Annotated in this window: 13 protein-coding genes; 6 read left to right on the top strand and 7 right to left on the bottom strand. The window is 55.1% G+C overall.

Annotation, left to right across the window (positions count from 1 at the left end; all coding sequences use genetic code 11):
* Nucleotides 1–6 precede the first annotated feature (6 nt).
* Complete coding sequence (locus WD071_RS17285) at nt 7–1,455, bottom strand: diguanylate cyclase (RefSeq protein ID WP_368049652.1); 1,449 nt, start codon at nt 1,453–1,455, stop codon at nt 7–9.
* A gap of 96 nt (nt 1,456–1,551) precedes the next feature.
* The gene (locus WD071_RS17280) at nt 1,552–1,722 is read right to left on the bottom strand and encodes a PAS domain-containing protein (RefSeq protein WP_368049651.1); all 171 of its coding nucleotides are present in this window, start codon (nt 1,720–1,722) and stop codon (nt 1,552–1,554) included.
* A gap of 189 nt (nt 1,723–1,911) precedes the next feature.
* Here WD071_RS17280 and WD071_RS17275 point away from each other — a divergent pair, with 189 nt between their 5' ends.
* From WD071_RS17275 to ccoP, 5 genes are read left to right on the top strand one after another with little or no spacing between them, the layout of a single operon-like run.
* Nucleotides 1,912–2,526, top strand: coding sequence for a Yip1 family protein (locus tag WD071_RS17275; protein WP_368049650.1), 615 nt, complete (start codon nt 1,912–1,914; stop codon nt 2,524–2,526).
* Between the two features lie 44 nt (nt 2,527–2,570).
* Nucleotides 2,571–4,010 carry a cytochrome-c oxidase, cbb3-type subunit I gene (gene ccoN, locus WD071_RS17270; protein ID WP_368049649.1) on the top strand — a complete coding sequence of 480 codons (1,440 nt, stop codon included), beginning with the start codon at nt 2,571–2,573 and terminating at the stop codon, nt 4,008–4,010.
* A 5-nt stretch (nt 4,011–4,015) separates the two neighbouring features.
* Nucleotides 4,016–4,654, top strand: coding sequence for a cytochrome-c oxidase, cbb3-type subunit II (gene ccoO, locus WD071_RS17265; protein WP_368049718.1), 639 nt, complete (start codon nt 4,016–4,018; stop codon nt 4,652–4,654).
* Nucleotides 4,651–4,785: a hypothetical protein gene (locus WD071_RS17260; RefSeq protein WP_368049648.1), complete on the top strand. Its 135-nt coding sequence runs from the start codon at nt 4,651–4,653 to the stop codon at nt 4,783–4,785. The genes ccoO and WD071_RS17260 overlap by 4 nt, the downstream gene beginning before the upstream one ends.
* Nucleotide 4,786: 1 nt before the next feature.
* The gene (ccoP, locus tag WD071_RS17255) at nt 4,787–5,665 is read left to right on the top strand and encodes a cytochrome-c oxidase, cbb3-type subunit III (RefSeq protein ID WP_368049647.1); all 879 of its coding nucleotides are present in this window, start codon (nt 4,787–4,789) and stop codon (nt 5,663–5,665) included.
* A gap of 46 nt (nt 5,666–5,711) precedes the next feature.
* Here the strand turns inward: ccoP and WD071_RS17250 are convergent, their stop codons facing one another.
* From WD071_RS17250 to WD071_RS17235, 4 genes are read right to left on the bottom strand one after another with little or no spacing between them, the layout of a single operon-like run.
* Nucleotides 5,712–8,165 carry an FtsX-like permease family protein gene (locus WD071_RS17250; protein WP_368049646.1) on the bottom strand — a complete coding sequence of 818 codons (2,454 nt, stop codon included), beginning with the start codon at nt 8,163–8,165 and terminating at the stop codon, nt 5,712–5,714.
* Between the two features lie 7 nt (nt 8,166–8,172).
* Nucleotides 8,173–10,620 (bottom strand): FtsX-like permease family protein, encoded by a 2,448-nt coding sequence (locus tag WD071_RS17245; RefSeq protein ID WP_368049645.1) that lies wholly within the window; start codon nt 10,618–10,620, stop codon nt 8,173–8,175.
* Nucleotides 10,621–10,658: 38 nt separating this feature from the next.
* Nucleotides 10,659–11,354 carry an ABC transporter ATP-binding protein gene (locus tag WD071_RS17240; protein ID WP_368049644.1) on the bottom strand — a complete coding sequence of 232 codons (696 nt, stop codon included), beginning with the start codon at nt 11,352–11,354 and terminating at the stop codon, nt 10,659–10,661.
* 28 nt (nt 11,355–11,382) lie between these two features.
* Nucleotides 11,383–12,642, bottom strand: a complete 1,260-nt coding sequence (locus tag WD071_RS17235; protein WP_368049643.1) for an efflux RND transporter periplasmic adaptor subunit — start codon at nt 12,640–12,642, stop codon at nt 11,383–11,385.
* A 404-nt stretch (nt 12,643–13,046) separates the two neighbouring features.
* Here WD071_RS17235 and WD071_RS17230 point away from each other — a divergent pair, with 404 nt between their 5' ends.
* On the top strand, nt 13,047–13,205 hold the full coding sequence (locus tag WD071_RS17230) for a DUF3309 family protein (RefSeq protein ID WP_368049642.1): 159 nt from the start codon (nt 13,047–13,049) through the stop codon (nt 13,203–13,205).
* A gap of 32 nt (nt 13,206–13,237) precedes the next feature.
* Here WD071_RS17230 and WD071_RS17225 read toward each other — a convergent pair whose 3' ends face one another.
* Nucleotides 13,238–13,504, bottom strand: coding sequence for a DksA/TraR family C4-type zinc finger protein (locus tag WD071_RS17225; protein ID WP_368049717.1), 267 nt, complete (start codon nt 13,502–13,504; stop codon nt 13,238–13,240).
* Nucleotides 13,505–13,587: the final 83 nt, after the last annotated feature.

Below are 13,587 nucleotides of genomic sequence, written 5' to 3'. Positions count from 1 at the left end.
TCGACGTCACCCGGAATAACATTCAACCCGGTTGCGCCCGGCGCCTTTGGCGGCATACAGGGCCTGATCCGCGTGATTGATGAAATCACGTTCGGACTGCTCGTTCGCCAGCTCCGCGACGCCAAAACTGGCGGTCACCTGGCCGGCCTCCGGATGCTGACAGGACGCCAGCTTCTGCCGCAGTCGCTCGGACAACTGTACAGCTTCCGCCAAAGGCGTCTCCGGTGCCAGGATGACAAATTCCTCGCCGCCCCAACGACTGACGATGTCGCTTTCCCGGACCTGTTCGCACAACACCTGCGCCGCTGTGCGCAAGACTTCATCACCGATAGCGTGACCGTGGTCATCATTCACTTTCTTGAAGTAATCAAGATCAACAAAAATCAGTGACAGAGGTCTGTGGTAACGTTTGGCGGTGGCAAAGGCGATATCCAGCCGCGCATCAAAGCCGCGGCGATTCAGCGTCTGCGTGAGGTGATCACGCTCGGCACGCCGGCGATCGGTGATGTCACGTGCCAGGGCGTAGAAACCAACAACCTGCTGGTCGTCGAGATGGGGAATATAGGTAATTTCCACCGGGATCATAACGCCATCGGTCTGCTGCAGGTGGTGCTCAAAAATCACTTCCTCGCCCGCCAATGCCGCCTTCATGTAGGGCAATACCTGTTCGAACATCTCCAGGCCGATGATGTCTAGTGCCGGTTTGCCTATGATCTGCGCGGCAGGACGCTGAAACCACGCCGTGTAACCTGCGTTGATTTCACGGAAATACAGCTGCGCGTCAATACGGGCGATCAGGATTGGCAAGGCATCAATCAACTGGGTGCGCTGCCCACGCTCCTGTTCGAAGCTCTGGGCATCATACAGCGAGGACGCCAATACCCGGCTGGCTACCGTGAGCATGTCCAGGTCACTGTCGCTGAAAGCGCTGACCTGGGCAGAGTAAACCTTGAGTACGCCGAAACAGCGATTTTCGTGAATCAACGGCACCAGCAGACCGGAGCGGAAACCGACCCGGTCTGCCGCCTCACGGGCCACGCGGGGGTCATTGTGGGCATCCCGGCAATACATCGGTTGACGATCACGATAACAGGCACCCGACAGGCTGCCCGCAACCGGCAGTCGCAGTCCCAACGAACTCGCTGCTGTGCCTGCTGCGGCGGTATACACCATTTCCCCGGCCACGGCTTCCTCCACCGCTGCGCCGTCCGCACCGGTGACTGCCAGCCCGATCTGCGCCACCTGATTGCGCAAGCCCTGCAAATCCAAACCGGCTGTTCCCGCTCTGGTGTAGATATCCGCTAGCACCTGCAGTTGCTGACGCTGTTGTTCAACATCACGCAATACCGTGATATCGCGCTGTATCGCAATATAGTATTTGGCCGTGCCGTGCGCCGGATACTGCCGTATCGTCCACTGCATGCGGAAAGGCGTGCCGTCCTTGCGGTAGCTCACCGCCTCTCCGAAAAACGGCTGCCCTGCGACCAGTTGGCTTTTGAGCTGCCGCATCAATTCGCGGTCGGTGTCAGGGCCTTGAAGAAGCCGGGGTGTTCACCTTTCAATTTCTTCGGGCGTATAACCTGTCATGTCGCAAAAAGCGGGATTGGCATAAACGATGGTTGGACCAGGCAGGTCGAGCCGGGCATCCGTGATCAGAACTGCATCACGCACCTCCCCCAGAACACCCAGCAACAGATCACGGTCAGCGAAATCGTAGTTCATTCAATTATTGTACAACTCGTTCACATACGTGCCAAGACTGCAGGCGAACCTGTCAATCCGGCAACAAAATGCGACCGCCCTGCGTCTAACTTGCACTGGAACCTTGCGCTGAATCAATAAAACCCGATTCACTTGCCCCTATACTGCGCCCCGTCACCGATGACGCCGCCCCCAACCAGCGGAAAGCCTATGAGTTCAAACATCTCCAGTCTGACCCTGTTCAGATCGCTGTACCAGCCGCAGCAGGCATTCGCCGAACTAGCCAAAGCAGACCCCTCGTCACGCCGGGTATTCCTGACCTACTCTCTGTGGTTGCTACTGTTACCGCCGCTGTTCTCACTGATCGGTGCGGCCAATTTCGGCTGGCGCCTGGGCGCAGACCAGCCACTGTTCATGGCAACCGGTGACCTGCTGACCATCAGTGTTGGCTATTTCGTGGCACTGTTGTTTGGCCTGTTCAGTACCGTCATTATCAGCCGCTGGATGGCAAAAACCTACGGCGCCAGTGTCTCGCTGGGCCGCCATATGGCATTGATCACCATGGTCGGTCAGCCGCTGGCGATGGCCAGTATTGCGCACCTGTTCCCCGATGTGCTGGTCAACGTGCTTGTTCTCATTCCCGCGACTATCTGGGGCATGTATCTGCTCTATGCCGGTATACCTGTTGCCCTGGAGACACCACCTGAACGCGGCATGCTGATGGCCTCGGCGCTGATGGCGTGGTTGCTGGTGGCCGCCGTGAGTCTGCTGGGTATCAGCATGTCACTGTGGGTGCTGGGTGTAGGGCCATTGCTGGGCGTTTGATTCTTCTTTTTTACGCACAAATTCAATCATTGACGGAAAACCTGATGCAAGCTGCCGACAACAAAATTTACCAGGACACTATTGTCATTCGCCTGATCCAGTTTTCGGTGGTGTGGGCGGTGATCGCGATCGGCGTCGGCGTCTACATTGCCGCGGAGCTGGTGTGGCCCACGATTGATTTTGGTCAGTACTGGCTGTCGTTCGGGCGCCTGCGCCCGGTGCACACCAACGGCGTCATTTTTGGTTTCGGTGTCTCTGCACTGATGGCCACCGGTTTCTACAGCGTGCAGCGTACCTCGCACGTAACCCTTTTCGCGCCCCGGCTGGCCTGGTTCGTGTGCTACGCCTGGCAAATCATTGTGCTGTTGGGGGCTGTGTCCCTGCTCGCCGGCTGGAACACCACCAAAGAGTACGCCGAGCTGGAATGGCCATTTGATATTGCCATAGCCATCGTGTGGATCTGTTTTGGTGTGGTGTTCTTTGGCACGATTGCCAATCGCAAGATCAAGCCGATTTACATCTCCAACTGGTTCTACGGCGCGCTGATCATCGTCATCGCCATGCTGCACGTGGTCAACAGCCTCGCGCTGCCGGTATCAATCGACAAGTCTTATTCCGCCTACGCCGGCGCTCAGGATGCCGTGGTGCAATGGTGGTACGGTCATAACGCGGTGGGTTTTCTGCTCACTGGTGGCTTCCTGGGCATGCTCTACTATTTTCTGCCCAAACACGCCGGCCGTCCGATCTGGAGTTACCGCCTGTCGGTGGTTGCGTTCTGGGCCTTCGTGTACAGCTATATCTGGGCCGGGCCGCATCACCTGCACTACAACGCCATCCCGGAGTGGGTGCAGTCACTGGGCGTGGTGATGAGCATCATTCTGCTGGCGCCGTCGTGGGCCACACTGGTCAACGGGGTTATGACGGTGAGCACAGCCTGGGAAAAACTGCGCACCGACCCGGCACTCAAATTTATTGTTTTGTCACTGGCATTCTATGGCCTGGCAACATTTGAGGGTCCGATGATGGCCATCCGCAGCGTCAATGTGGTCAGTCACTTCACCGACTGGACTGTTGGTCACGTGCATTCCGGTGCGCTGGGCTGGAACGCCATGATCACCTACGGCACCTTCTACTTCATGGTGCCCCGGCTGGTAGGCCGCGAGCTGTACAGCACCCGTCTGGCCGACATCCATTTCTGGCTGGCCTTTGCCGGCACCATGCTCTACATCATTGCGATGTGGGCGGCAGGCGTTTCCCAGGGGCTGCTGTGGTTGAGCATTGACGAACTCGGCGAACTCAGCTTTGACTTCAAAGACATCATGTCGAGCATGACTCCTTATTATCTGCTGCGCCTGATTGCCGGGCTGGTTTTCCTGCTGGGTACCGTATTGATGGCTTACAACCTGTACATGACATTCAGGGGCCAGCGCACAGTCAACGTCACGCCACCCTTGGTGAACCCAGCTTACGGAGTCAACGCATGAACGGTCTGTCATTTCATCGCAAAATCGAAGAGAACACCGGGCTGCTGATTTTCGGCATCCTGTTTGTCTCGTCTATCGGGGGTATGGTGCAACTGCTGCCGGTGCTGACCCAGGACAGCCTGGCAATCGCCAGCGCCAACACCCGGCCCTATACCGCCGTGGAACTGACCGGCCGCGACATCTACATGCGCGAGAACTGCGTAGTCTGCCATTCGCAGCAGATCCGGCCATTGATCGCCGAGGTGGAACGCTACGGGCCATACTCGCGCGCCGGCGAGTTTGTTTATGATCGTCCGTTCATGTGGGGTTCAAAACGCACCGGACCCGACCTGCACCGCATCGGCGGCAAGTATTCGGATGACTGGCATCGCCTGCACCTGCTTGACCCGCGTGCCGTCGTGCCCAACAGCATCATGCCTGCTTATCCCTGGCTGGCCGAGCGACCAGCCAGCGCAACCGGCGACATTACCAACAAACTGCGCGTGTTGAGCCGCCTGGGTCATCCTTACACGGACGAACAGATCGCCAATGCTGAGGCAGATCTGGAAGGCCTCACCGAAGTCGACGCGCTGATTGTGTATCTGCAAATGCTGGGCACCGGCTTCAGCGAGGAAGACGCAACCATGCAAGGGGGTGCACATTGACGATGTTCATATTCGTGGGCGACATGCTGGTCATGGCGTTCATGGTCTGTCTCGCCGTCTGGCTCGGCAGTCGGGGTACCAAAGAGTCCCTGGACGAAATTTCACGCATACCACTGCAAGACGAGGATTGACATGGCTGACTTGCCTTCAGGTTTTTGGGCTGGCTGGATTCTGGTTGTCACCCTGGTGTCACTGGCCGCTGTAGCATGGCTGGTGTGGAGCATTTATTTTGGCCGTGATCAGCAGGAAGAGTCCGAGATCGAGCCGGTGTGGGACGAAACCCTGGCAGAGGGACACAACCCGCCGCCGCTGTGGTGGTTCTGGCTGCTGTTTGGCGGCATGGTGTTTTCGTTGATATACCTGATCCTGTTCCCGGGCCTGGGATCCAATACCGGCCTGTTGAACTGGTCTCAGGGCAAACGCGTAGCAGACAGCTATGATAACTTTGAGGCGAGCTTTGCCGATGTTCGCGCGACGGTTGTCGATATGGATTTACTGCAGATACAGGGCGACCTGGCCCTGATGGCAACAGCAGAACGCATCTATCAACGCGAGTGCGCGGTCTGTCACGGACCCGAAGCACGAGGCCAGGCTAGCCTGTTCCCCAATCTGCAGGATACCGAATGGCAGTGGGGCGGTTCCCCGGAACAGATTGAACAGACACTGCGCGGTGGCCGCCGTGCCAATATGATTGCCTGGCAGAGTATCCTTGACACCGAGGTGATTGATAATGTCGCCGGATATGTGATGACAATGCATGAAGGCGGTGACGAGACGCACCCGGGCAAAGCCATGTACGAACAAAACTGTGCAGCCTGCCACGGTGTTGATGGTGCCGGCAATGAAATGCTGGGCGCCTCGCGATTATCCGATGATGTATGGCTGTACGGTGGTGACTACGACACCATCCGCGAGACGCTGCTTTATGGTCGCACGGGTCAGATGCCTGCATTCGATGAGCGCCTGGATGATTTCCAGATCAAATTGCTGGTGGCGTGGCTGGCGCGCTGAGGGTTATCAGCTGGAAGGCTCGGGCGAGTCTTCCAGCTGTAAATGCTTACTCTGAACGAAGCGATGCAACCGGGTCAGACCTGGCCGTCTTGATACACTGCGCGGCTACCGTCAATAACGACAGAGCAATCGTGCCCGCGATCACCAATACAAATATCAACGGACTCAGGCTTGCCTGCGCCGAAAACTGATCAAAGTAGTAGGACGTCGCCAGATACGCCAGGCCACTCGCCAGCACACAGGCGACCAGAACCGGCTTGATAAAATCCAGACTAAGCAATTCGACAATCGAGCGCGCCGTCGCGCCCAGCACTTTACGTATACCAATTTCCTTGGTGCGCCGTTCAGTTGAATAATAGGCCAACGCATACAATCCCAGAGCTGCAATAACAATGGTAATCAAGGCAGCAAACTGGGCAGCGCGGTTGATGCCGTTAGTCTGTTCGTAGATCTGCTGACTGAATGTCTGCTCGTAGAACTCACGATCGATAGGGGCGTCGGGACGGTGTCGGGCCCACACGGCGTCGATGTGGTTGAGTGCGTTGGCGCGTTGCAGAGGGTCAATTCTGATCAGCAGAGTCCTCATGGGCTGGCGAGTGGCACGCAATATGGCGGTCGATCGCATAGTGTCTTCCATGCCGCCGGACAATCTGAAATCATTGACCACACCCACGACCTGGAAATTCAGCGTGCCGATCATCAACACTTCATCAACGGCTTCGTCGACACTGCCCAAACCGAATTTGGCCACCGCTGCCGGTGTGACCAGAATGCCATAGGTTTGAGTTGCTTCAGGCTGCCCATCAGGCAAATAGTCTGCCTGGAAGTCCTGTGAAAAATTACGCCCCGCCAATAGCTCGAGCTGCATGGCGTCGACATAATACTCATCAACGCCCAAATGGCTCACTGCCTGAGCTTCTTCAACAGGCTGACTGGAATGGCGCCAGGGATTAAAGCCACCGTTGTACGGCGGCGCGTTCTCGGACTTGCCGATGGTGACAATACCCGGATGCTGTCGAAGTTCGTCCACCAGCGCATCGTAGTTGAACTGGTCAGGGTTTAATGGATTGTACCGGGTGTTCAGTACAACAAGATTATTGCGATTGAAACCTGTATCGATTTCGTTCAGATAGCGCACCTGCAGACCGATACCGATTGCAAGAATGATCAGCACCACGGCAAAGGTAAACTGAATCACAGTTAGCCCTGCACGGACCAGGCGACTCGATCTGCCGCCATCACGTTTGCCGCTGATAGCGGCTGTTGGCGCAAAGCGGGACATGCGCAGCGCCGGTACCAGACCGGACAGGAATCCAGTCAATAGCACAAACGCAACAATAATGAGTACCTGCGAAGAACCAAACATGCTGCCAAAGGAAAATGCCGTACCGGTCAACGCGGTATAAGGCCCGATAGCCAGATAGATGACCGGCAGCGCCAGTAGCAACGCTAGCAAGGTCAGCAGCATCGACTCCACCAGAAACTGCGTCAACAAATCTGTCCGGGTCGCGCCAAGAGTCTTGCGGACACCAGTCTCCTTACCCCGTTGCTGCATCTGCGCCAGCGACAGGTTGGCAAAATTGATACAGGAACTCAGCAAAATGAGTACTGCAAACGCGATCAACCCTCCCAACACCAGCGTGCGGCTATAGTCCGCCGCAGCGAAGCCCTGCCGTGGCGACAAATGCAAGTCCGCCAGCGGCTCCAGGTCCAGAGACATATCCATGCGTTGCACAAAATCGCGCTGGGTATCGGGCACATTATTATTGATAAAGTTGGCTAGATCGGCGCGCATCGCCGCCACCGAGGCAGGGTCGTCGATGACCACATAAAGCATGGTGCCACCAAAGCCTGCCCAGGCGGTCCTGTTCATAAAGTTTTCACTGATAATCTGCCGCCCGGTTGAACTGCCAATCATGGCCTCAATATCCAGGTGCGTATTGGGCGGCAAATCCCTGATGATTGCCGTTACACGCAGGTCAGCAAGATGATCAAACCTCAGCACCTTTCCCATGGGATCTCCCTGACCAAAGTACTTTCTCGCGGTCGTTTCCGTAAGAACGATTGTATTGGGTTCCGACAAGGCGGTCTCTGGATTGCCCTGCACAAAGACGAAAGAAAAAATATTCAGAAACTCAGGGTCTACCCACCAGTAGTCGTTTGTCGCCGACACGTCCTCATACACAAAGAGACCGTTAGCATCGCTGATCTTGGCGGCTTGCTGAATCTGGCCGTAATCCTGAAGTAACGGATTAAAGATACCCTCGGCAATCAAACTCGCATCGATGCGCTGCCCCGAAGTAGAGGTCAGGCTGGTCACCACCCGATAGATATTCTGGTAGTTGTCGAAATGCTTGTCGTAACTGCTGGTGTACTGCACGTGCATCAACACCAGGATGCTGCATATCAAACCCAGGCTGAGGCTGAGCACCTTGATGGAGGTGAAGCCGGGGTTGTTGCGAAGATTGCGCAATGTGACTATCAGGTAGTTATAAAACACAGGGAAGTTACTCCGAACGCAATGACGTTACTGGATCAGATTTGGCGGTTTTTATGCACTGCGCTGCCACGGTCAACAACGACAGAACAATCGTGCCCGCGATGACCAGCACAAAGATGAACGGCGACATACTTGCCTGCGCCGAGAACTGATCAAAGTAGTAGGACGTCGCCAGATACGCCAGACCACTGGCCAGCACACAGGCGACCAGAACCGGCTTGATGAAGTCCAGACTAAGCAATCCAACAATCGAGCGCGCCGTCGCGCCCAGCACTTTACGTACACCAATTTCCTTGGTGCGCCGCTCGGTTGAATAATAAGCCAGTGCGTATAAACCCAGCGCCGCGATGACAATGGTAATAAAGGCAGCGAACTGCGCGGCGCGATTGATGCCGTTGGTCTGCTGGTAAATCTGCTGACTGAATGTCTGTTCGTAGAACTCACGATCGATGGGAGCGTCGGGACGGTGCCTGCCCCATACAGCGTCAATATGTTCGAGTGCACTGGCGCGCTGAAGCGGGTCAATTCTGATCAGCAGGATGCGCATGGGCCGGGCGGAGGCTCGCAAAATTGATGTCGACCGCAACGTATCCTCCAGGCCACCGGAGAGTCGAAAATCGTTAATCACGCCCACCACACGAAAGCTCATATTGAAAAGCATGAGGGTCTCGTCAATGGCGTCTTCATAACTGCCAAGGTCAAAGTTGCTCACTGCTGCGGGGGTGATCAGGACTCCGTAGGTTTGTTCGGGGTCCAACTGACCGTCAGGCATAAAGTCTACCGGGAAGTCCGGCGAGAAATTTCGCCCAGCCAGCACTTGCAACTGCATGGCATCCACGTAAAACTCGTCCACCCCCAAATGGCTAATCGAGCGACGCTCATCTGCTGGCCAGCTTGAGTGGTGCCAGGGATTATAGCCACCATTATTAGGCGGTGGGGTCTCGGATTTGCCTACCGTCACGATGCCGGGGTGCTGCGTCAACTCGTCGACCAAGGCATTATAGTTGAACTGCTCGGGACTGCGTGGGTTATACATGGTGTCCAGCACAACCAGATCGCTACGATTAAAACCAATATCGATTTCGTTCAGGTAGCGCACTTGCAGGCTGATGCCAATCGCCAGAATAACCAGCACCACCGCAAAACTGAACTGCACCACGGTCAACGCTGAGCGCGCCATGCGACTGGACTTGCCACCATCGCGTTTGCCACTGATGACAGCATTGGGTGCAAACCGGGACATACGCAGCGCCGGTATCAGACCGGACAACAGACCCGTGAGTAGAACAAACAACACAATGATCAGCGCTTGCGACGAACCAAACATGCTGGCAAACGTGAACGCAGTCCCGATCAAAGCGGTATAGGGGCCTATGGCCAGGTAGATGACTGGTAGAGCAACCAGCAGTGCCACCAGCGTGAGCAACATGGATTCGACCAGGAACTGCGCCAACAGATCGCTCCGGGTTGCGCCCAGTGTTTTCCTGACCCCGGTCTCCTTACCCCGCTGCTGCATCTGCGCCAATGACAGGTTGGCGAAGTTGATACAGGAGCTCAGCAGGATAAGCACCGCGAAACTCACCAACCCGCCCAGCACTAGTCGGCGACTGTAGTCAGCCGCGGCAAAGCCCTGCCGCGGAGACAGATAAATATCCTCAAGGGGTTCCAGATCCAATGTGGTGTTTACACTCAGGATAGCATCACGCTGGATTTCGGGCACATTGCGATCAATAAAGTTCGGCAGGTCAGTACGCAGCGCCTCGGCGGACGGCTGATCCGGAATCAGCAGATACAACATGGTGCCGCTATAATAACCCCACGAAGGGCTGTTCATGAACGTCTCACCTACAACCTGACGGGCTGTCGCGACGCCAATCATAATCTCAATATCCAGATGCGTATTGGGAGGCAAATCCCTGATAACACCCGTCACACGAAGGTCGGTACGATTTTCAAGCATCAGGTTTTGCCCCAAGGGGTCTTCCTGACCAAAATATTTAAGCGCCGCCGTCTCAGTCAGTACCACTGTATTGGGATCTGACAGCGCAGTGTCGCTATCACCTTGCAAGAAATCAAAAGAGAATATCTGCAGAAACGCTGGCTCGACCCACAAATAGTCATTGGTTGCGGATACATCTCCGTGAGCAAAAAGCCCGGTTCCTGGGTTAATTTTTGCGGCCAACTCGATTTGACCATAGTCCTGCAACAGCGGACTGTAGATACCTTCCGCAATCATCATGCCATCGATTCGCTGATCAGTCGTGATGCTGGACACCACCCGATAAATATCCTGCCAGTCATCAAAATGTTTGTCATAGCTGTTGGTATATTGCACATGCATCAACACCAGTATGCTACAGATCAAACCCAGGCTTAGGCTAAGTACCTTGATGGCAGTAAAGCCTGGATGGTTGCGAAGACTGCGAAGCGCGACGATCAAATAGTTCAGGAACACGGTGGATTCCCCGAGGGTGTTTTAATGGGAGACGCCGATCACAGAACGGCGTCTGCGTCCGCTTTGGCATTGGCGTCAACTATCTGGCCGTCGAGCAAACGAACCACTCGTGTGCCGTAAGCCGCATAGTGTTCCGAGTGCGTCACCATGATGACCGTAGCCCCTTCATGGTTCAGCTCCTTAAGCAGAGCCATTACCTCGTCACCGTTTTTGGTATCCAGATTACCGGTCGGTTCATCCGCGAGCAGAACTTTTGGGTTGGTGACGATGGCACGGGCAATCGCAACACGCTGCTGCTGACCGCCTGACAGTTGCTGGGGGTAATGCTTGCTGCGGTGATCAATGGCGACGCGTTTGAGAACCGTGTCAACCCGGGCTTTGCGTTCGGCGGCAGGCACCTTTTGATATAACAGCGCCAGGTCTACGTTTTGTGCGACGGTGAGTTCATCAATCAAATTAAAACTCTGAAAGATTACGCCAATATTTTCCTTACGAATACTGGCCCGTTGCGACTCATTATACCCGGCAAGATCTTCGCCATTAAAAAAGTAATGGCCACTACTGGGGGTGTCCAGCAGCCCAAGCATATTCAACAGCGTGGACTTGCCGCAACCGGAGGGGCCCATGATGGAAACGAACTCGCCTTTTTCTACCGTCAGATTGATGTCATCCAACGCGGCCGTTTCAATGTCTTCCGTGCGGTGTACCTTGCAAATTTTCTCGAGTTTAATCATCGTCTGCGTTCCCTGTTGTCACACTTTTTTATTGACTTAACTGAACACGGTCGGCTCCGGCAATGGAGCCATACCCGGAGGTAATCACTCGCTCGCCTGCGCTCAATCCTTCCCTCACTTCAATGAAATGGTTGTTGCGTCGACCCACACTTATTTCACGGCGATAGGCATTTTCGCCAGCATCATCGAGCACAAACACCCAATTGCCACCCGTTTCCTGCACAAAGCTGCCCACTGGCAGCAGCAGTGTTTCCTGTGGGCTGCCCAGAACCAGCTCCAGTTGCAGGGTTTGTCCGCGGCGCAGGGTTTCCGGCACAGCCGCGTTAAAGATCAGGTCAATGGTGAAGAGGCCACTGCTGATCTCCGGGTAAACCCTGTCGATCAGCACACTATAGTCATTGCCGGCCAGAACAAATCGCGCTTCCTGACCCGGGGCAACACGGGACACATAGAACTCGTCCACCTGGGCTGCGATCTTGTACTGGTTCACCACATCAATCTGGCCAAGGCGTTCGCCATTGGCTTTGCTTTCTCCAATCTGAACCGGCAGCGAGGTCAGTTGTCCGGTGATCGGGGCACGCACCAGCAGGCTTTCAAAGCTGCTCTGGGACAGAGTCAGGTTTTCTTCCAGTTTCTCTATCTGCCGGGCAATCCGCAATTGCCGATCCTCTCGAATGCGGTCCTCCAGCTTCTGCCGGGCCACGGTGTTGGCCAACAGCCGGTTCTGATACTCAAGTTCATCAACGATGGCATCAAAATCTTCCTGCGAAATCATGCGATCGTTCACCAGCTCCTGTTGTCGCTGCATCTGACGCTCCAGAGTGACGATGCGGTACTCAGTATTGATGATTTCGCGTTCAGTATTGAGTTGAGTCGTTTCCAGACCGTTGGCGATATTGGTGAGGTTATTGAGCTGCTCCGTAATCTGGGTATCATTACCGGCGACACTCAGGCGTAGCGATGTGTTGCTTAACTGCAGAATGGGCTGACCAGCCTCGACGAAAGCACCCTCGTCAACAAAGATGCGTTCCACGACACCACCGTTGACGGCATCCAGGAACACACTGTTCAGCGGCTGAACTGTGCCCCTGACAGAAACAACATCTTCCAGTGTGCCCATTTGCACACTGCCTATGATCAATTGATTGAGAGGAACACGCGCGGTACGTATAGAGGCACTGGAGACGGTCTGGTACACAAACCAGATCAACACGATAGCAACAACCAGGCCGATAACCCATTGCCACCAAGGTCTTCCCTGCTTCTGGATAACTCTATCCATCGCCATATTGTTATTCCATTATTTTCGTTGTGCGCCGTTCTCTGCGGCAGGGATAACGATAAGTCAATTACGCAATGAGCTCAACCTTGAGTGTTAACTTATTAACACATTTGTCAGCGCCTGCCCTTTCTTTTTTATCTCTTTAAGAGGCCAGCAATTTCCAAGCCATAATATTTTTATTCTATATATCAGTGCTTTATGAAATTTGATGCATCCCAGAAGTAGCGAAAACGGATAATTATTGGCGGAAGTGGGAAAGGATGGCTGATTGATCGGGCTTGCCAGCCCAGGTACACACCTTAGCTTTGTAACGATAACGTCTCGCCGACCGGTCTGGCAATATACTTGGCGCACGCGGGGCAACAGTCAGTGCCACGCAAACCAGCAGCGACTACAAGGAGTAGCGGCACATGGGCGTCGGAACAATTCTCTTGATCGTACTTATTCTCATACTGGTTGGTGCTATCCCGGCCTGGCCGCATAGCAGGAGCTGGGGTTATGGACCCAGCGGCGCAGTGGGTGTAGTGGTTGTAATTCTGCTAGTCTTGGTACTATTGGGCAGGGTATAGCGCGACTCTGGCAGCCGGGTGACTGCGTAACGTTATCGCAGCTGGCTGTCTTTGCTTCCACGCCGGTTGATACCTGGCGCACCGGATTCTACCTCTTCAAGCTCAGACTGACAGCTGATGCATAATTGCACTCCGGGAATGGCCTGGCGTCGAGCTTCGGGTATTTTTTTACCGCACTCCTCGCAGGCCTCGGCGCTCATACCTGTGGCCAGGCCCAGCCGCGCTCGCTCGACCGCCTCTTCGACACTGGCGTCAATCTGATCCTGTACGGCACCGTCGCGAGACCAACCACCTGCCATGATGTACCCCCAATAACTGATTCTGGATATCATTAGACCGCGTCGAGTGCGTTTTGTTTGCCAGGTTCACGTGCCGGGCTCAG

Source organism: Pseudohongiella sp. (assembly GCF_040877505.1).
Lineage (GTDB): Bacteria > Pseudomonadota > Gammaproteobacteria > Pseudomonadales > Pseudohongiellaceae > Pseudohongiella.
Note: the sequence above shows the minus strand (reverse complement) of the source record. Positions and strands in the feature narration are given on the sequence as shown.

Bases quoted from the DNA above. Each gene is read 5' to 3' on its own strand.
- WD071_RS17235 (WP_368049643.1), bottom strand. From the start codon at position 12,642: ATGGCGATGGATAGAGTTATCCAGAAGCAGGGAAGACCTTGGTGGCAA.
- WD071_RS17225 (WP_368049717.1), bottom strand. From the start codon at position 13,504: ATGGCAGGTGGTTGGTCTCGCGACGGTGCCGTACAGGATCAGATTGAC.
- WD071_RS17275 (WP_368049650.1), top strand. From the start codon at position 1,912: ATGAGTTCAAACATCTCCAGTCTGACCCTGTTCAGATCGCTGTACCAG.
- WD071_RS17280 (WP_368049651.1), bottom strand. From the start codon at position 1,722: ATGAACTACGATTTCGCTGACCGTGATCTGTTGCTGGGTGTTCTGGGG.
- WD071_RS17230 (WP_368049642.1), top strand. From the start codon at position 13,047: ATGGGCGTCGGAACAATTCTCTTGATCGTACTTATTCTCATACTGGTT.
- ccoN (WP_368049649.1), top strand. From the start codon at position 2,571: ATGCAAGCTGCCGACAACAAAATTTACCAGGACACTATTGTCATTCGC.
- ccoP (WP_368049647.1), top strand. From the start codon at position 4,787: ATGGCTGACTTGCCTTCAGGTTTTTGGGCTGGCTGGATTCTGGTTGTC.
- WD071_RS17240 (WP_368049644.1), bottom strand. From the start codon at position 11,354: ATGATTAAACTCGAGAAAATTTGCAAGGTACACCGCACGGAAGACATT.